Below are 15,401 nucleotides of genomic sequence, written 5' to 3'. Positions count from 1 at the left end.
ATCGTATCTCAAACGATGCCGATTGTTGAGCGAAAAGAAGGGAGATTTGAGAGGGGATCACAGATTCTGCAGAGGAACATACCCCTGGGTCGTGGGAGGGCAAAGTAGCCTGCCTGTAGCAATGGGTGAGAGTCACTTGACAGCAGTAGAAATGTTGGGCAGTTTTTAAGCGGCTATCGATTGTCCTGTAATTACGGCAAGCCATTGGCTGCCTATGTAACCAACTTAAGGAGAATCTGTATGAATATGAGCGAACATCTTCGCTTGTGTGAAGAAATGGCGCAGCTGTGGGTCAATAGTGGTGTAGAGCTAACCCATGAAGCACTGCTTGAAAAGGCTGCACAAGACCGGGGGTTTAAGAGCTTCGTTTCGCTAGAGGGGTTGCACAAGTTGCTCGGTTCTGAAGGTGTGCCAACCAAAGAGGCAATCATCAACGCCGGCGGAGATCCTCAGGAGGCACCTATGATGCCTCTCCATTCGACGATCAGCTCTGGATGGTCGGAAGCCCGGACCGTTAACAAGTAGGTATGTGAGAAGAGGGGCCTGGTACCTACGGCTCCAAGCCTTGGGCCTATAGGACCTCTTCAATATATGGGGTCTTTGTCAACAAAGTTTCTCGTATGAGGCCGTCGATGGTGGTTGCTTGTTTTCTATAATCAGGATGGGATCTCAGATTTTCAGGGTTGCTGTAGGGGGGCGGGATAGAAGTACCCGCTCCGGAGGAGGGCATCAGGCCGCTGCGACGGGGTCGGCTTTGAAAATCGTGTCACGGTGATATTCGAGGAATGCTGCCTGTTTGGGGCTAAACGGGCCGACATTCAGGGGCAGTTCAATGCCCCACTGCAGCAGGGCCTGCGCGATGTCGGGCTCGGCACACAGCAGGTCGCCGGCATCAGTGAATGTAATCCAACCCCGGTCGAACAGCTTGTCGATGTGAGGGGAAAGCAGCAGGCCATTGTTTCCATCCAGGCGTTCGGCGTTGTTGTCGCACTTAGACCAGGGCTTAATGTGGCTGGCAATGAGCAGGGCCTTGTTGGTGACGCCGGTGACCCGGCAGGCAGGCTCAATCGCCTCGAGGTTACTGCGGAATAGACCCTGGCCGATGCGAGATTTGGAGAGCTGCAGCTTCTCTGTGACTTCCAGGGTAGAGGCCTTGATGTCCGCCTCGATGGCATCGCCTTCCAGTTCGGCCTGATGTTGCTCGATATCATCAGAAAAGAAAGGATTCACGCGGTTGGCCAGTGAGAGCAGCAGGCTGCCCAGCTCATTGTTGATGGCAGCAAGATAGCATCCCTGGTTACCGTTCCCACTGGCCTGCAAGGGCGAGTTCTTCAATGGGAGGAGGGGAGAGATCAACTCCAGATGGTCCTTCGGGCGAATCGGCTTCTCCAGCAGCTCCCAGTCGATAAGAACTTCCCAGCCAGTATCGGACCAGGAATCGCCGGCGCTGCCGAATTCAGAGGGCTTAGACTTCTCGCTGCAAGGGGCTGCTACTAGGCCGATGGCCTTGATAAGCCCGCCGGCGTAGGAGATAACAACGTCTCCGGGCCGGGTCAGCGTGAGGTTGATATAGGTCTGATTCTTCGAGCCGTTTCGGTTCGTCTTGGGCGACCAGATGTAGCCGCCCCCGACTTCTGCGCTGTACGTTTGCTTATGGTTGACCCACCAGAATGCCACTGTAATCCCCTAGAGACTTCTGACCACGGATAAAGGACCTCATGGTAACTCGAATGGTTCCATATGTAGAGGGGCGTCAAACTTCGTTGTTGGGGATTTCGGTTAACAGCAGCGCAACACTAAGTCCTGTTTTTAAGTGTTCGGTTTATGGTTGTCAATGAATATACTGGGGTGCCCATATAGAGCATGTAAATACCCCCAATAATCATGATAACTATTAGAGTTAAAGGGCGGCCATTCAGAGAAAACAATCCTCTGTCGATTTGATGAAATAATGCAATTAACCCTAGTATCAAGAAAAGAAATCCAAAAAAGAGATGATATAGCCCAAAGAAATAATCTATAAGGCTAGCTTTAAGCCGAAACTTGCCATCACTGCCTCTGATTATTTTCGGGTAGAGTTTTAGCGCATTAGCAAATTGACTAAGTGTCCTTTCCCCTTCTATTTTACTATGCAACATGAATACTTGATCTATCACTGTTTTCTTCGCTCTGACACCATAAACTATTTTAAAATGTTCACTCTCAATCTCTTCTTTAAGGTTTTTCTTGAAAGGTGAGCTTATGTATTCACTCTTAATAGTGTTTTCCAGGTCAGTTACTCGCCGCTTTCTGTGTGCATGATAAGCATCAAATAAAGGGAATAATTTATATATAAGGCTTGCGATGATGACTGCGAACAGGATTGCGTAGTTGCCTGACTGTAAATGAGCCATTGCTTTCTCTATAAGTTCGAACATGAACAATCTCTTAATCGATAAGGCGATGAATGAAAGTCAATCATACAAGGGACTCATAGTGTTCTGAATGGTTTTGTTGTGCGTGACAGAAATTCTCAAGAGTGGGTACCATTGCCAATGCCGGACCTAGACCACCCGGCTTTGAGTAACCAAAGGACCCATACCATGACCAAACCACATACCCGAGATCTATCTGCTGCACGCCCTCGCGGCTGCGGCAGTATCCACAGCATCAAGCCTATCCCCCCTCAGTACAGCCCCGAGCAGATCGAGCTGTTCAAGAAGCTGGTGAGTGCCCAGGAGGCGGAGGTGTTCACTACCTCCCGTCAAATTGCTGAGCTGTTTGGCAAGGAACATCACAACGTTCTGAAAGCGATCGATCGCCTATCATGCTCAGCACATTTTAAGGCTGCCAATTTTGACTTCGCTGATTTCATTGATAAAAATGGCGATCCTCGCCGTGAATGCCACATGACAAAAGATGGAATGGTCTTCCTCGTGATGGGCTTCACCGGTAAGAAAGCTGCCCAGCTCAAAGAGCTCTACATCCTGGCCTTCAACTGGGCCATAGGGCAGCTTTACGAGAAGCAGGAACTGCAGCAGCTCCTGCACGACTTCACCAAGCGTGAAGCAGTCTCCGTTTCCAACGGCACTTTCCATGGGCAGGGCTTGGCCCGGCGGCGCATCGAGAAGCGGGCACTGTGCCTAGAACAAGCCCAGCTCGAAGCCAGATCCCAGCTTTCCCTTGAACTAACAGGGGAAGATGCGGCATGAACTCCTACCCCAAGTATTTCCTCCGCAGCCCTGAAATCCGGTCCCGTGCTTGCCAGTTGGTCGCTGGCCTGCCGGTTGACCAGGACAAGCCGCTGGTCGTCGAAGTCAAAGAGATGACCCGCTCCCTGGCCCAGAACGCTCTGTTCTGGGCTGTCATGACCGATATCGCCGAGCAGGTGGTCTGGCACGGCCGCAAGCTCACCAAGGAGGATTGGAAGCATGTGCTCAGCGCCGCGCTGTACCAGCAGGACGTTGTGCCGAATATCGACGGCAATGGCTTCGTAGTGCTGGGCAAGTCCACCTCCAAGATGACCGTGCGCGAGATGCGTGACCTCATCGAGCTCGCCCAGGCTTTTGGTGCTGAGCAGGGCGTGAAGTTCGGGGATGAATCCCGCCGAGGCTTCGACTGGGTGGCCGCCTACGGGAGGGCTGCATGAGCAAGACCAAGGCTGATAAGCAGCATCTCTCCGACGTCGCCTCCCTGGGCTGTGTTGCATGTCGCAATGCAGGCCTGGGGCCGAGCCCCGCCGAAATCCACCATGTGCGCTCTGGCGCTGGGATGGCGCAGCGTGCCGCTCACACCCTGGTGCTTCCCCTCTGCCCGCGGCACCACCGGGCCTGTTACCCCACGGGCTTCCATGCCGCCCCACGCACATGGCAGCAGGAGCACGGTAGCGAGGAGGCCCTGCTGGAGCAGGTGGCCAGAGAAGTCACCGAACTGCGCAAGAACACCATCGGGAGGGCGGCATGATCCACCTCACCGCCCTCGATGCGGCCCGGTTGCTGGGTAACAGCCCAAAAGTCAGGAACGTCGCCAGCCAGGTGCGCAAGGTCAAGCAGGTCACTTCCCTGCACGACAAGGTGCTGGCCCAACTGGCCGGCTTCCCTGATCCCGTCACCGAGCTGCTGTTCCATCCCAAGCGCAAATGGCGATTCGACTACGCCTGGCCTACCCGCATGATCGCCCTTGAGGTCCACGGCGGGATCCACTCCGGCGGCCGGCACACCCGGGGGAGGGGATTCGTAGAAGACCGAGCCAAGATGAACGAGGCTGCCCTGCTTGGGTGGACCGTCTTGGAAGTTACCCCCGAACACATCAAGACCAGCCAGCTGCGCGCCTGGCTGCTGAAAGCATTTGAACAGACCAATAACCAAGGACCCGACCATGACCAACTTGATTAGCAAAGCCTTTGAAGGCCATAGCATCCGTATCGTCACCGATGAGCAGGGAGAGCCCTGGTTCGTTGCTGCGGATGTGGCTTCCGCTCTTGGCTATACAGATACCGACCAAGCCATTCGCCGTCACTGCAAGGCTGCAAAAACCTGCCCCGTCGAAACGACGGGGCAGGTCAGACACCTATCCGCAATCCCAGAGCGCGATGTGTATCGTCTGATCATGCGCTCTAAGCTCGAGAGCTCTGAACGTTTTGAAGAATGGGTAGTGGGTGAGGTTTTGCCCAGCATTCGAAAGAATGGAGGCTATATCGTTGGCCAAGAGCAAGACACCCCTGAACTGATCATGGCGAAGGCGCTGATGGTGGCCCAGTCCGTTATTGAGCGCAAAACCGTGGAGCTACAGAGAGCTCAAGAACAAATCGCCATTCAGGCTCCAAAGGCCGATTTTGCCGATCGGGTGGCCGGAGCTGATAAGGGAGTTCTTCTCGGCAACTTTGCCAAGGCTGCTGGTATTGGCCCCAAGAAGATTTTCACCATCCTGCGTGAGATGCAGATCTTGATGAAGGGGGGCAACCGCCACAACCTGCCTTACCAGCAGTATCTTGACCAAGGCTACTTCGAGGTCATCGAAAAACCCTATGAGATAAACGGCGAGACCCGTCTTGCCTTCTCCCCAACGATTACCGGCAAAGGGCAGCAGTGGTTGACCCACAAGCTCCTCACCGCCGGCCATCTGCAGGCTCGTGCTGCCTAACCATCCAGAGGAGGACTGAACATGAGTAATGCATTGGAAATGGTTCTGCGCCTATTTTCACCGAAAGGAGCACTCCACGAGCCATCCTCCGGTAATGCCAGCAGTCTGGGCCGCGATGAGTTTCTTGGTGCCTTGCAGGTCGCAGCCAAGAGCAATCCCCAGGGGTACCAGTATCTGATGGCTGATCACCTTATGGATGAGCAAGCCATTCAGGGGTTGCTGACTCACTTCTGCGCAACCCTGGGTGATGACGAGGTCGGCTGCATGGCGCTGGCTATCCTGCTGCGCCGCCCATTGCCTGAGCAGTTGGAGCGCCTGGTGCTGTCCCACCCGCACTATGACAAGGAACGCCGCCGGGCGGCCGTGGTGATGGAGAAGGCCAAGCGGGCTCACCGCGCTGGCAATGATCATGAGTACCAGCGCCTGCTGGGTGAGCGGAACGAGATCCTGCAGTTGGCCCGCGACCACTGTGTCGCCGAGATGCTCCGGTCAGGGCGCTGCCCGCACTGCAATGGCACCGGGATCCGCCCGCGCAAGGGTGACGACTGCCCCAAGTGCCACGGCACCGGCCGGGTCGTGCCACACGTAGAGCTGGTGTCGCGCCGGTTCGGGCAGGAGATGCGGCATGCCGTAGAGCGCGCTGTTGATGAGGTGATCCACCAAGCGTCTGACCTGTCTCGAATCATGGACCGGCAGGTGAGGGAAATGCGGGCTGCTTGAGTAAACCCCGGCTGTGATGCTATGAGTTGTATCTGCATTGGCTCACGGATGAGGATGATGGAAGAAAGTAAGCTGAAACCTTTCGCTCTTCAGATCGCCGGTTGGGGGCTGCTCCACGGCGATTTCTTTGACTTTTACGAGGTGACCGAACGGCTGGGTGTCTCTGCTGAGGTAGCCCGCGAGGCAGTCGTCTACCTCCGGTCCCTCCGCTATGTGGACACGCTGGCGGAGTCGAGAAGCTGCAAGCGTGAGGTGGGCAAGAGAAGCTCAAAGCGAGTGTTTATCAAGGTCCTGGCGATCCACCCCGAGCCGCCGGTTCTATCCCATCCCCCCAGGTTGAATGTGCTGCGCTCAAAGCTGGCCCGCCTTTCCAAGGCTATGCCTTCACCTCGGGGAGCTCGCTGAGGCATGTGGTGTAGCGGGGGCTAAGCTGCTCCCGCTTCATCATCCACTCCCTTGTATCCCGGCCCCTTGCCGCGAAGTACACCTTGCCCAACCGGCCCTGGTTGATCTGGTCAATCACCTGCATCAGTGCCTCGCTGCGGGGCGATTGCTGCTCAGCAGCGAACAGGTCACCCTGCTGCATGTCGGCTGGGGTAAAGTCGGCCAGCATGACGCCGCCCTTCTGATAACGCTGCTCGCCGCGCCAGATACGGGGGAGTAGTTGGGGTATCAGGGCCAGCAGCGCTCGGGTGTCATTGGTGGGCATGGCAGGAGGAGCAGGGCTACACCTTCAGTTTCTCCCAGCTCACGATCAACGCCGACACGCACCCGCTGTTGCGGCGAATGCACAAGCTTGGGGACGAGAAGCGGAGCCTGGTCATTGTGCCGCCTGAAGACTACGACGCTTGGTTGCTTGGTTGGGGGGCCGGGATCCTGAGCTGGCTCGAGCCTACCTAATTCCGCAATTGGCAAAACTGCTAGTAGGTGAGCCAATGCCACGAGAGCGTCGAGGTAACTAAAAATAGACGCTCACAATCGGCGTTGGTTAAATCTATGGCGATACATGCTAATGAACCCTACCATTGATTTTGGCTGGCTAAGTGACTTAGTTGGCCGATTTTGTTGCAATGATACACAGAAAAGGAGTCCTGTGATGTCTACCCATCACTATCAGTGTCAATACTGCTATTGCACCACTTCAATGTGGGAAGATGATGACGGCAAAGATGATTTCTATGGCGGCCCTATTGAAGACTGCGGTTGTCAATCTGCTGTGAATGATGACTACGATGATGATGATTAATGGATAACGTTGATGTCATTACTTAGAGCCGTATCGATGCTCTTGTCCGGCATTGTCGATGGTTAGCTTGTAATGCCGATGGTTGAAACCCTACGGCCCCAGCGTTAGTATTGCCCCAACATGGCCAGAGTCTCACCGACCCTGGCCTTTTTCATTTCTGGCCCGCCTCGTGCGGGCTTTGTCGTTTCTGGAGGAGCGATGCATGGGGAAAGAAGAAGATCTCGCGACGGCTGCGGCTGCCGCGGGGGTGGCAAAGAGCGCACCGCCGGTGGTGGTGTCCGGTATGACGCTGGCCGGGTACTCGCTCAATGACTGGGTGCTGGCTGCCACGTTGATGTGGATAGCGGTTCAGATGGGCTGGTTTATCTGGTCGAACATCATCAAGCCGCGCCGCCAGCAGGGAGGTGCAAAATGAACAAGGTCCGCATTGCCATTGCCGCGCTCAGCCTGAGTGCAGCGGGCTTTGTGGGGCTCCTGAATCGGGAGGGGTTTGAGCCGACGGCTTACCCCGACCCGGTACACGGTACCAAGCTCCCCACCATCGGCTTTGGGAGCACCGAAGGGGTCAAGATGGGTGACACCATCACGCCCGTCGCTGCGGTGAACAGGAGCCTTCGGGAGGTGCGGGTGTTCGAGGATGCCCTCAAGGCCTGCATCAAGGTGCCACTCCACCAGTATGAGTTCGACGCCTATGTCGAGCTCTCCCACAACATCGGCCCCGGCGCCTTCTGCCGCTCCACCATCGTGAAGCGCCTGAACGCTAGTGACTACCCAGGTGCCTGCGAGGCGATCCTGCTGTTCAAGCGTGCCGGTAACCAGGACTGCTCGGCGCCAGGAAACCGGGTCTGCCCCGGGCTCTGGAAAGACCGGCTGCGCCTTAATGCTAAGTGCAAGGGGGGGTGATGGGAGTGACTCCGCAGAGCAAGACGCTGCCGTTCCTGGCCGGCGCCCTGGTGATAGCTGCCCTGGCCGGCGGTGGGGTGGCGCTCTATCGCTCCGGCCATGCTGCTGGGGAGGAGGGAGAGCGCAAGACCTGGCAGGCGAAGTGGAATGAAGAGGCTGCCCGCCTCGCTACTGCCAGGACCAAGGCAGAGCTGGAGGCCCGGGAGGAAGAACAGCGCCGCCAGGCTGAAATCGATGAGGTGAGAGACCATGCACAAGAAGAAATCGCCCAAGCGCAGGCTGATGCCGTTGCTGCTGGCCTTGAGTCTGGCCGGCTGCGCGAGCAAGCCCGCCGCCTGGCAGCCCGAACAAGTCAGTGCGCCAGCGGTTCCAGCGCTCCCCAAGGAGGCCAGGCAGCAGAACAACCTGCCATGGTGCTCGCCGACCTGCTCAGCCGGGCTGACGAAAGAGCGGGTGAGCTGGCAGCAGCGTATGACCGAGCTCGAGCGTCAGGACTAGCCTGCGAGCGGGCCTATGACTCTCTGCGCACCGTGACCATGAAACCCCGCCAGTAACGGCGGGGTTTGTCTTTCTGGGGAAGGGGAGAAGGTGATGCAGATGAACTGGAGCAGTGAAGTGGAAAGCGGTATCGATGTGACTGGGGTTATCACCCGCGTTGAGCACTACGATGGAGCCGAGGCGGTGGTTGTCCTTTCCTCCGGTGTTTCTGTGGTGGTGGCTGCAGCCCACAAGCCGGTACCCGGCGATACCATCGTTGAAGGCGAGCTATCTCTCTAAATGGCAAAGACCGACTGGGCACAGCTCAATGCAGAGTTCCTGCAAGAGCATGAAGCGACCGGCATCAGTGCGAAAGACTGGTGTGACAGCCGCGGCCTGAACTACAACTCGGCGCGTCGCTATTTGAAATCTCGGGGGCAACCCCCTGCGCAACCTGACAAATCTCGCGTAGCTGCGCAATCTGCGCATTCCGAAGTGCGCAAAACTGCGCAATCTGCGCAAAGTGCGCAAGCCAAGGGAAATGAGGCCAAGGCGAAAGGGGGAGAGCGAAGAGGGGAGAAGTCATCCTCATCTACACAATCCCAGCCCGAGCCTGAACAGACCTCGAAAAACAAAGGGCGTGATGGCTCCGGCCGTTTCGTCCGTGGTGAGTATGAGGGCAACCCTAACCCGCCAGCCAACATCAAGCCCGGCATGCAGATAGCCAAGACCCACGGCGGTTATGCCAAGTACCTCGATGCCGAGGAGCTGTTCGACCAGGCCCGCGAGTTGCAACTGCGCGACGAGCTGGACTTCACCCGGGCTCGCGTCATCTCCGTCACCAAGCTGCTCAAGGGGCTGCAGCAGGACCTGGTCACTGCCACCGAGATGACCGACCGGATAGCGCTTTACGACAAGATCCTGAAAGCAGAGCAGGCCCTAGACCGCAACATCCAGCGGATTGAGTCCATCGAGCGGACCCTGAGCGCCCTGCGCATCGACGAGGTGAGTGTGCCGAAGATTGAGGAAGATACTCGGCGCATCCGGGCTGCTGCCCGCAAGCTGACCGCCGAAGCCGATCGGCTCGAGAAGGATGGCGGCAGCGAGGCAACGCCCGTCAGCGAGATGGTCACCGAGCTGCAGGGGATGGGGACTGGCGGGCTGATGTCGTGATAAAATGCGAGCCAGAGTTCACCCCCCATGCAGGAGCCAGCCATGAAACAAAGAGAGCGTCAGGCCGCACAACGGATTTTGGCTATTGAGGCGATCGCCAAACTTCGCTCGGTGTCAGAGCTGTTTGGCGTAGAAGATGTGGGGCTTGACGATGAACGTGCAACGGCTGACTTCAAGCGTTGGGATGAAAAGATCACAGAGCTTGAGCGGTGGATAAAAGATGAAAGCCCGATCGCCTGAACTTGCTTCCACTGGAGTAATAATGAGAATTTATCGCAAGAATGAGGCTGGGGAAGCGGTTTACATCGCCGATTGCTCATTGCCGCAGGAGGTGTGCGACGCCGTTGATTCAGGGCGTGAGGCGCAATACGAGTTGCCGCCAGTTCTGGGGCCATCGCGACAAATTGGTTATGACATCGAACCTGATTACGCCGCTACTGTCACCATTGAGCGCGTGCTCCTCGAGCCATACCGCCTTTACCGCAACGGCGTGCTGGTCGAGATGGGCGCAATGATTGCAGATCCCAGTCATGTGAGGATGCTGGCCGAAAACATTCAGCAGCGTGCCGCAGCCAGGGCAGAGGTCAACGCCATCACCGCAGCATGGCAAGAACGAACATAACTACAGCATCACCCACACCAACCCGCTTCGGCGGGTTTTTTGTTGCCTGAGATCCCACGATGACCGAACTCGATACCTCCGCCATGACTGAGCAGGAGCAGATGGCCTACATCCGCTCGAAGCTCGGCGATAAGTGGTGGCGGATGAACAACCTCTACATGATCGAGAACGAGCAGGGCCAACTGGTGCGCTTCCGGCTGCGCCCGGCACAGGAGCTGCTGTTCCGGACCATGTGGTACCTGAACATCATCCTCAAGGCGCGTCAGCTCGGATTCTCCACGGCTATCGACATCTATCTGCTGGATGAGGCGCTGTTCAACAAGAACCTCAAGTGCGGGATCATCGCCCAGGACCTGACGGCCGCCGGCGAGATTTACCGCACCAAGATTGAAGTGCCCTTTGATAACCTGCCGGGCTGGCTCAAGGCCCAGTTCAAGGTGGTGACCCGGCGGGGCGGGGCGAATGGCGGTCATATCCTGTTCCGGCATGGCTCCAGCATCCAGGTGGCCACCTCGTTCCGCTCCGGTACCGTCCAGCGCCTGCATGTCTCCGAGCATGGGAAGATCTGCGCCAAGTACCCGGAAAAGGCCAAGGAGGTGCGCACCGGTACCCTCAACGCAATCCACCCAGGCGCTATCGCCTTTATCGAGAGCACTGCGGAAGGTGTTGGTGGTGACTTCCACGCCATGAGCATGAAGTCGCTGGAGCTGTCTCGCTCAACCGGCGAGCTGACCCAGCTGGATTGGAAGTTCCACTTCTTCGCCTGGTGGCAGGATCCGAAGTATCGCGCCGACGTCCCCGCTTCCGGTGTGGTGATGAGCAAGGCCCAAGCGGAATACTTCGCCGCAGTGGAGAAGGCGATGAGCTGCACCATCAGCGACGAGCAGCGCCAGTGGTACGTGCTGAAAGAGGGCACGCAGCGTGGGGAGATGAAGCAGGAGTATCCCAGCACGCCGCTGGAAGCCTTCCTGACCTCCGGGCGCCGGGTGTTCGACCCCATCGCCACTATGGAAGCAGAGGGCGATTGCATGGCCCCGCTCATCGTCTACGACATCGACCCTGTGACCGGCAGGCGTGAGAAGGCCCGCAAGCCGGAGAAGCTGGACGAGCAGGGACAGCGCTCGCTCGAGAACATGCTGCTGGTCTGGGAGCTGCCAGACCCCGACGAGGATTACGCCATCGGCGCCGATGTGGCGGAAGGGCTGGAGCACGGCGACCGCTCAAGCCTCGATGTGACCGCCAAGAGCGACGGACGGCAGGTGGCCCACTGGTTTGGGCATCTCGACCCGGGGCTGTTTGCCCAACTGCTTGCCCACGTTGGCAGGTTCTACGGCACCGCAGAGCATGGCCCGGCCTACATCGGACCAGAGCGCAACAACCACGGTCATGCCGTGCTGCTCAAGCTCCGTGAGATCTACCCGACCCGGCGCATCTACACCCAGGAGCACATTGACCGGGACCGCGACGACGAGACGCCGCGCCTCGGCTGGCTCACCACCCGGCAGTCCAAGCCGATCTTGGTCGATGGCCTCAAGGACCTACTGCGTGCCGGTCAGTCTGGGATCCGCTGGATTGGGACCATTTCCGAGGCCACCACCTACGTCTACGACAAGAGCGGCAGCATGAACGCCCAGGACGGCTGCTACGACGACCAGCTCATGAGCTACATGATTGCCCAAGAGATGCGCGCCCGGATGCCGGCCCGCATCGTCAAACCTGAATCCTCCCGCAAACCCAAGCACTGGATGGCTAACTGATGATCAACGCCCAACCCAAGGCCCCTGAAAAAGGCGGCCTCGATACCCCGCGCCTGCTCAAACTGATGAGCGATATCAATGGCCAGCCGGACTGGCGAAGCCTTGCCAATCGAGCTTGTGCTTACTACGACAACGACCAGCTGCCACCTGCGGTGAAAAAGGCACTCGATGAGCGCGGGCAGCCCATCACTATCCACAACCTCATCGCCCCGACTATCGACGGCGTGCTGGGGATGGAGGCCAAGAGCCGTACCGACTTGATGGTGATCGCCGATGACCACGACGACGAGCTCGAGCAGCTGGCGGAGGCCGTCAACGCTGAATATGCCGATATGTGCCGCCTGGGCGGACTGGACCGTGCCCGGGGCGAGGCGTATGGCGGCCAGATCAAGACCGGTGTGGGCTGGGTTGAGGTATGCCGCCGCGATGATCCGTTCGGCCCGCGCTATAAGTTCAGCAACGTTCACCGAGACGAGGTGTATTGGGACTGGCACAGCAGGGAGCCGGACCTGAGCGACTGCCGCTGGTTGATGCGCCGCCGCTGGGTCGATCTGGATGAGGCCAAGACCATGTTCCCGAGCAAGGCACAGGCGCTGCAGTGGGGCGTCAACGACTGGGAGGGGATGGTAAGCCTGACCGCCATCGAGGGGATGGATCCCAACCTGGTCAGCGCCTATGACGAGTGGAGCCAGTTCAGCGGCAAGGAGATAGAGTGGTGCAGCCGGGAGCGAGACCGGGTGCTGCTGCAGGTGGTCTACTACCGCACCTACACCATGCGTCAGGTGCTGAAGCTCGACTCAGGTCGGGCGCTGGAGTACGACAAGGCCAATCAACTGCACCTGGCTGCTGTGGCCATGGGGCGCGCCAAGCTGGAGCGCTGCCCTGTGGCTGTGATCCGGGAATCCTGGTTCGTCGGCCCCCATCATCTGGTTGATCGGCCCTGCTCAGCCCCTCACAACATGTATCCGCTGGTGCCGTTCTGGGGTTACCGCAAAGATCGCACCGGTGAGCCTTATGGCCTGATTGCCAGGGCGATGCCAGCGCAGGACGAGGTGAACCTGCGGCGTATCAAGCTGACCTTCCTGCTGCAGGCCAAGCGCGTCATCATGGACAAGGACGCCACCAACATGAGCCGGGATCAGGTGCTGGAACAGGTCGAGCGCCCGGATGGCTATATCGAGCTCAACCCTGACCGCGCCAACAAGACCAGTGTGGCCGATGCCTTCAAGGTGGAGCAGGACTTCAACGTTGCTGCCCAGCAGTTCCAGGTGATGCAGGACTCGGTGAAGCTGATCCAGGACACCATGGGGGTTTATGCCGCCTTTCTGGGCCAGGGCTCCACCGGACAATCTGGTGTGGCCATCAGCAACCTGGTGGAGCAGGGGGCAACCACGCTTTCCGAGATCAACGACAACTACCGGATGGGCTGCCAGCAAGTGGGGCAGTTGGCTCTGGCGTACCTGCTGGAAGACATGGCCAACAAGCGCAACTACAAGGTGACTGTGAACCGGGATGACCCCCGCCGCCGTAAAGCCGTGGTGGTCAACGTAGAGCAGGAGGATGGCAAACTCACCAACGACGTGACCCGGCTGCGGGCTCATATCGCCCTGGCGCCCATCCAGCAGACAGCCGCCTACAAACAGCAACTGGCCGAGCGGATGACCCAGGCCATGTCGCAACTTCCGCCCGCGGCGGCAGGTGCTTGCTTTGACCTGCTGGTCGAGCTGATGGATGTACCGCGCAAGGCCGAGTTCGTGGAGCGGATCCGCAATGCCCTGAACATCCCGAAAGATCCGGACGAGATGAGCGACGAAGAGCGCGCGGCAGCCGAGCAGCAGGCTCAGCAGGCCCAGATGCAGCAGGAGCTGGCCATGCGGGAGATGCAGGCCAAGCTGGCAGAGTTGGAAGGCAAGGCCGCCAAGTGGCAGGCTGAGGCCCAGCGCATAACCAAGCTGACCGACTCTATCCGGTTCGAGGACGCCCTCAAGCAGGCCCAGACCGGCAAGACGCTGCAGGAGATGGAGCGGCTCGCCGCCGAGCAGCAGAGCATCCAGGGTGAGCAGGCCGTGCTGCAGGCCCAGCTGTTGGACACCATCCAACAGCAGATCGACGCCATCGCGCTCTGATAGTTGCTTTCCTGACCTGCCAGCGTTACGATTTCCCCAACATGGCCCAGTCTCTCGAGATTGGGCCTTTTTCTTTGATTGAGTTGACAGTCAGTAGCGTAACGGACTCTCTTTGCGTATGATTTGCGATGAGTCTTATGACTCCCGTACTTGTTTTAAGCCCGCCCCACGCGGGCTTTTTTTATGGACCAGCCTCGAGCTGGTTTTTTTGTGCCCAGCTCCGGCCGGGGAGGGCTTTCACCGAGAGCCTTCCCCCGCTTGGGCAGCGATACCACCCACTGAAAACCCACGAGGACAACCATGGATAAGAACATCGACAACCTGACCGGGACTGAGAGCCTGGACGAACTGGAAGCCATGCTGGAGGCGATCGAGCGTGAGCCCGATGCCGAGCTGGATGATGGCACTGCTACCGAGCAAACGGACGTAGACCCCGCGCCGTCGGCGGGTGAGGTGGCAGCCGGTAACGAACAAGCCAACACCGAGCAGGGCGGTGAAGGGGCCACGGAGCCTGAGAAGGTGATCCTGGCCAAGAGCGGTCAACACACCATCCCGTATGAGGTGCTGGAGCAGTCGCGCAATGAGGTCAAGGTACTGCGTGAGCAGTTGGCCGCATCGCAGCAAGCCCAGGCCGAACGGGACAAGCTGCAGGCGCTGATGGAGAAGCACGGGATCAACCCCGACGTTGACCCGGACGACATCAGCCAGGAAGAGCTGGCGCAACTGGCGCAGGACTACCCGGATCTGGGCAAATCCATCGCGGCCATTGCAAGCAAGCTCCAAAGGCTGGAGCAGCAGGCAGCACCGCAGCAGGTTACCCCCGCCACCAATCCGGTTCAGGCCGCACTGCAGGCGGTACCTGACCTGATGAACTGGCGGGAAAAGGACCAGGACCGCTTCGACTTCGCCATCATCGTCGATGAAAAGCTCCAGGCTGATCCCGCGTGGCAAGGCAAGTCGCTGGATGAGCGATTCGCAGAGGCGGCTCGCCGCACCAAACTGGCCTTTGGCGATGAGGTTCAAGCGCCTCCCGCCAAGGTACCCGGCAAGGGTGCAGAGAAGCCCGCTGATTTCATCCCGTCCAGCCCTTCGGCGCTCGGCCAGACCCATCATGCAGCACCCACCGGAGTGGAGCGCTATGGCGCCATGTCTCAGGCCGAGCTTATCGGCGAGATGGGCGCCATGACGGACGCCCAGATGGAGGCGCTGCTGGAGCAGGCCGGGTACTAACCCACCACCCGTTTATACAAGCCAGC

22 protein-coding genes are annotated in these 15,401 nt (G+C 58.5%); 19 read left to right on the top strand and 3 right to left on the bottom strand.

From position 1 onward, the window contains the following. Positions 1-240 precede the first annotated feature (240 nt). Positions 241-525, top strand: a complete 285-nt coding sequence (locus ACB039_RS03060) for a hypothetical protein (protein WP_371165123.1) — start codon at positions 241-243, stop codon at positions 523-525. 204 nt (positions 526-729) lie between these two features. Here the strand turns inward: ACB039_RS03060 and ACB039_RS03055 are convergent, their stop codons facing one another. Both ACB039_RS03055 and ACB039_RS03050 read right to left on the bottom strand, forming a co-directional pair. Then, positions 730-1,677, bottom strand: coding sequence for an HNH endonuclease (locus tag ACB039_RS03055; protein WP_371165122.1), 948 nt, complete (start codon positions 1,675-1,677; stop codon positions 730-732). Positions 1,678-1,796: 119 nt separating this feature from the next. Further along, positions 1,797-2,417 (bottom strand): hypothetical protein, encoded by a 621-nt coding sequence (locus ACB039_RS03050; RefSeq protein WP_371165121.1) that lies wholly within the window; start codon positions 2,415-2,417, stop codon positions 1,797-1,799. A 165-nt stretch (positions 2,418-2,582) separates the two neighbouring features. Here ACB039_RS03050 and ACB039_RS03045 point away from each other — a divergent pair, with 165 nt between their 5' ends. Genes ACB039_RS03045 through ACB039_RS03015 form a run of 7 tightly spaced genes read left to right on the top strand, consistent with a single transcriptional unit; the run spans position 2,583 to position 6,246 of the window. Continuing rightward, a complete protein-coding gene (locus ACB039_RS03045; protein WP_371165120.1) occupies positions 2,583-3,191 on the top strand; it encodes a Rha family transcriptional regulator in 609 nt (202 codons plus the stop codon). Next, on the top strand, positions 3,188-3,628 hold the full coding sequence (locus tag ACB039_RS03040) for a recombination protein NinB (protein WP_371165119.1): 441 nt from the start codon (positions 3,188-3,190) through the stop codon (positions 3,626-3,628). Before ACB039_RS03045 ends, ACB039_RS03040 begins: the two co-directional genes overlap by 4 nt. Beyond that, complete coding sequence (locus tag ACB039_RS03035; protein WP_371165118.1) at positions 3,625-3,942, top strand: Ref family recombination enhancement nuclease; 318 nt, start codon at positions 3,625-3,627, stop codon at positions 3,940-3,942. Before ACB039_RS03040 ends, ACB039_RS03035 begins: the two co-directional genes overlap by 4 nt. Then, positions 3,939-4,373: a hypothetical protein gene (locus tag ACB039_RS03030; protein ID WP_371165117.1), complete on the top strand. Its 435-nt coding sequence runs from the start codon at positions 3,939-3,941 to the stop codon at positions 4,371-4,373. The genes ACB039_RS03035 and ACB039_RS03030 overlap by 4 nt, the downstream gene beginning before the upstream one ends. Next, complete coding sequence (locus ACB039_RS03025) at positions 4,357-5,121, top strand: phage antirepressor KilAC domain-containing protein (protein ID WP_371165116.1); 765 nt, start codon at positions 4,357-4,359, stop codon at positions 5,119-5,121. Before ACB039_RS03030 ends, ACB039_RS03025 begins: the two co-directional genes overlap by 17 nt. 21 nt (positions 5,122-5,142) lie before the next feature. Continuing rightward, on the top strand, positions 5,143-5,841 hold the full coding sequence (locus tag ACB039_RS03020; RefSeq protein ID WP_371165115.1) for a TIGR02642 family protein: 699 nt from the start codon (positions 5,143-5,145) through the stop codon (positions 5,839-5,841). 57 nt (positions 5,842-5,898) lie between these two features. Next, a complete protein-coding gene (locus ACB039_RS03015; RefSeq protein ID WP_371165114.1) occupies positions 5,899-6,246 on the top strand; it encodes a hypothetical protein in 348 nt (115 codons plus the stop codon). Here the strand turns inward: ACB039_RS03015 and ACB039_RS03010 are convergent. Beyond that, on the bottom strand, positions 6,218-6,550 hold the full coding sequence (locus ACB039_RS03010) for a DUF4113 domain-containing protein (RefSeq protein ID WP_371165113.1): 333 nt from the start codon (positions 6,548-6,550) through the stop codon (positions 6,218-6,220). The genes ACB039_RS03015 and ACB039_RS03010 overlap by 29 nt on opposite strands. Before the next feature lie 387 nt (positions 6,551-6,937). Between ACB039_RS03010 and ACB039_RS03005 the strand changes: the two genes are divergently transcribed. The 11 genes from ACB039_RS03005 (at position 6,938) to ACB039_RS02955 (ending at position 15,375) form a co-directional block, all read left to right on the top strand. Then, positions 6,938-7,087: a hypothetical protein gene (locus tag ACB039_RS03005; protein WP_160175498.1), complete on the top strand. Its 150-nt coding sequence runs from the start codon at positions 6,938-6,940 to the stop codon at positions 7,085-7,087. A gap of 202 nt (positions 7,088-7,289) precedes the next feature. Beyond that, complete coding sequence (locus ACB039_RS03000; protein ID WP_041215975.1) at positions 7,290-7,502, top strand: hypothetical protein; 213 nt, start codon at positions 7,290-7,292, stop codon at positions 7,500-7,502. Then, complete coding sequence (locus ACB039_RS02995; RefSeq protein WP_171269013.1) at positions 7,499-7,990, top strand: lysozyme; 492 nt, start codon at positions 7,499-7,501, stop codon at positions 7,988-7,990. The genes ACB039_RS03000 and ACB039_RS02995 overlap by 4 nt, the downstream gene beginning before the upstream one ends. Further along, positions 7,990-8,544 carry a DUF2514 domain-containing protein gene (locus tag ACB039_RS02990; RefSeq protein ID WP_371165111.1) on the top strand — a complete coding sequence of 185 codons (555 nt, stop codon included), beginning with the start codon at positions 7,990-7,992 and terminating at the stop codon, positions 8,542-8,544. The genes ACB039_RS02995 and ACB039_RS02990 overlap by 1 nt, the downstream gene beginning before the upstream one ends. A gap of 37 nt (positions 8,545-8,581) precedes the next feature. Then, the gene (locus ACB039_RS02985; RefSeq protein WP_234690383.1) at positions 8,582-8,767 is read left to right on the top strand and encodes a hypothetical protein; all 186 of its coding nucleotides are present in this window, start codon (positions 8,582-8,584) and stop codon (positions 8,765-8,767) included. A 414-nt stretch (positions 8,768-9,181) separates the two neighbouring features. Further along, on the top strand, positions 9,182-9,640 hold the full coding sequence (locus ACB039_RS02980) for a hypothetical protein (RefSeq protein WP_371165110.1): 459 nt from the start codon (positions 9,182-9,184) through the stop codon (positions 9,638-9,640). A gap of 42 nt (positions 9,641-9,682) precedes the next feature. Beyond that, positions 9,683-9,880 (top strand): hypothetical protein, encoded by a 198-nt coding sequence (locus ACB039_RS02975; protein WP_043129239.1) that lies wholly within the window; start codon positions 9,683-9,685, stop codon positions 9,878-9,880. Positions 9,881-9,902: 22 nt separating this feature from the next. Further along, entirely contained in the window at positions 9,903-10,262 is a 360-nt protein-coding gene (locus ACB039_RS02970; protein ID WP_371165109.1) for a hypothetical protein, read from the top strand. Positions 10,263-10,321: 59 nt separating this feature from the next. Continuing rightward, positions 10,322-12,019, top strand: coding sequence for a terminase (locus tag ACB039_RS02965; protein ID WP_371165108.1), 1,698 nt, complete (start codon positions 10,322-10,324; stop codon positions 12,017-12,019). Beyond that, positions 12,019-14,145, top strand: coding sequence for a portal protein (locus tag ACB039_RS02960; protein ID WP_371165107.1), 2,127 nt, complete (start codon positions 12,019-12,021; stop codon positions 14,143-14,145). Before ACB039_RS02965 ends, ACB039_RS02960 begins: the two co-directional genes overlap by 1 nt. 300 nt (positions 14,146-14,445) lie before the next feature. Continuing rightward, positions 14,446-15,375, top strand: coding sequence for a hypothetical protein (locus tag ACB039_RS02955; RefSeq protein ID WP_371165106.1), 930 nt, complete (start codon positions 14,446-14,448; stop codon positions 15,373-15,375). The last annotated feature ends 26 nt before the right edge of the window (positions 15,376-15,401 follow it).

The organism is Aeromonas sp. S2(2024), from assembly GCF_041402505.1.
Lineage (GTDB): Bacteria > Pseudomonadota > Gammaproteobacteria > Enterobacterales > Aeromonadaceae > Aeromonas > Aeromonas media.
The sequence above is the reverse complement of the archived record's forward strand: the minus strand, read 5'-3'. Positions and strand labels throughout refer to the sequence as shown.

Bases quoted from the DNA above. Each gene is read 5' to 3' on its own strand.
- ACB039_RS02980 (WP_371165110.1), top strand. From the start codon at position 9,182: ATGCAGATAGCCAAGACCCACGGCGGTTATGCCAAGTACCTCGATGCC.
- ACB039_RS03030 (WP_371165117.1), top strand. From the start codon at position 3,939: ATGATCCACCTCACCGCCCTCGATGCGGCCCGGTTGCTGGGTAACAGC.
- ACB039_RS02955 (WP_371165106.1), top strand. From the start codon at position 14,446: ATGGATAAGAACATCGACAACCTGACCGGGACTGAGAGCCTGGACGAA.
- ACB039_RS03005 (WP_160175498.1), top strand. From the start codon at position 6,938: ATGTCTACCCATCACTATCAGTGTCAATACTGCTATTGCACCACTTCA.
- ACB039_RS02960 (WP_371165107.1), top strand. From the start codon at position 12,019: ATGATCAACGCCCAACCCAAGGCCCCTGAAAAAGGCGGCCTCGATACC.
- ACB039_RS02975 (WP_043129239.1), top strand. From the start codon at position 9,683: ATGAAACAAAGAGAGCGTCAGGCCGCACAACGGATTTTGGCTATTGAG.
- ACB039_RS03010 (WP_371165113.1), bottom strand. From the start codon at position 6,550: ATGCCCACCAATGACACCCGAGCGCTGCTGGCCCTGATACCCCAACTA.
- ACB039_RS03050 (WP_371165121.1), bottom strand. From the start codon at position 2,417: ATGTTCGAACTTATAGAGAAAGCAATGGCTCATTTACAGTCAGGCAAC.
- ACB039_RS02990 (WP_371165111.1), top strand. From the start codon at position 7,990: ATGGGAGTGACTCCGCAGAGCAAGACGCTGCCGTTCCTGGCCGGCGCC.
- ACB039_RS02985 (WP_234690383.1), top strand. From the start codon at position 8,582: ATGCAGATGAACTGGAGCAGTGAAGTGGAAAGCGGTATCGATGTGACT.
- ACB039_RS03040 (WP_371165119.1), top strand. From the start codon at position 3,188: ATGAACTCCTACCCCAAGTATTTCCTCCGCAGCCCTGAAATCCGGTCC.
- ACB039_RS03000 (WP_041215975.1), top strand. From the start codon at position 7,290: ATGGGGAAAGAAGAAGATCTCGCGACGGCTGCGGCTGCCGCGGGGGTG.
- ACB039_RS03020 (WP_371165115.1), top strand. From the start codon at position 5,143: ATGAGTAATGCATTGGAAATGGTTCTGCGCCTATTTTCACCGAAAGGA.
- ACB039_RS03035 (WP_371165118.1), top strand. From the start codon at position 3,625: ATGAGCAAGACCAAGGCTGATAAGCAGCATCTCTCCGACGTCGCCTCC.
- ACB039_RS03025 (WP_371165116.1), top strand. From the start codon at position 4,357: ATGACCAACTTGATTAGCAAAGCCTTTGAAGGCCATAGCATCCGTATC.
- ACB039_RS03045 (WP_371165120.1), top strand. From the start codon at position 2,583: ATGACCAAACCACATACCCGAGATCTATCTGCTGCACGCCCTCGCGGC.
- ACB039_RS03060 (WP_371165123.1), top strand. From the start codon at position 241: ATGAATATGAGCGAACATCTTCGCTTGTGTGAAGAAATGGCGCAGCTG.
- ACB039_RS02970 (WP_371165109.1), top strand. From the start codon at position 9,903: ATGAGAATTTATCGCAAGAATGAGGCTGGGGAAGCGGTTTACATCGCC.
- ACB039_RS03015 (WP_371165114.1), top strand. From the start codon at position 5,899: ATGGAAGAAAGTAAGCTGAAACCTTTCGCTCTTCAGATCGCCGGTTGG.
- ACB039_RS02965 (WP_371165108.1), top strand. From the start codon at position 10,322: ATGACCGAACTCGATACCTCCGCCATGACTGAGCAGGAGCAGATGGCC.
- ACB039_RS02995 (WP_171269013.1), top strand. From the start codon at position 7,499: ATGAACAAGGTCCGCATTGCCATTGCCGCGCTCAGCCTGAGTGCAGCG.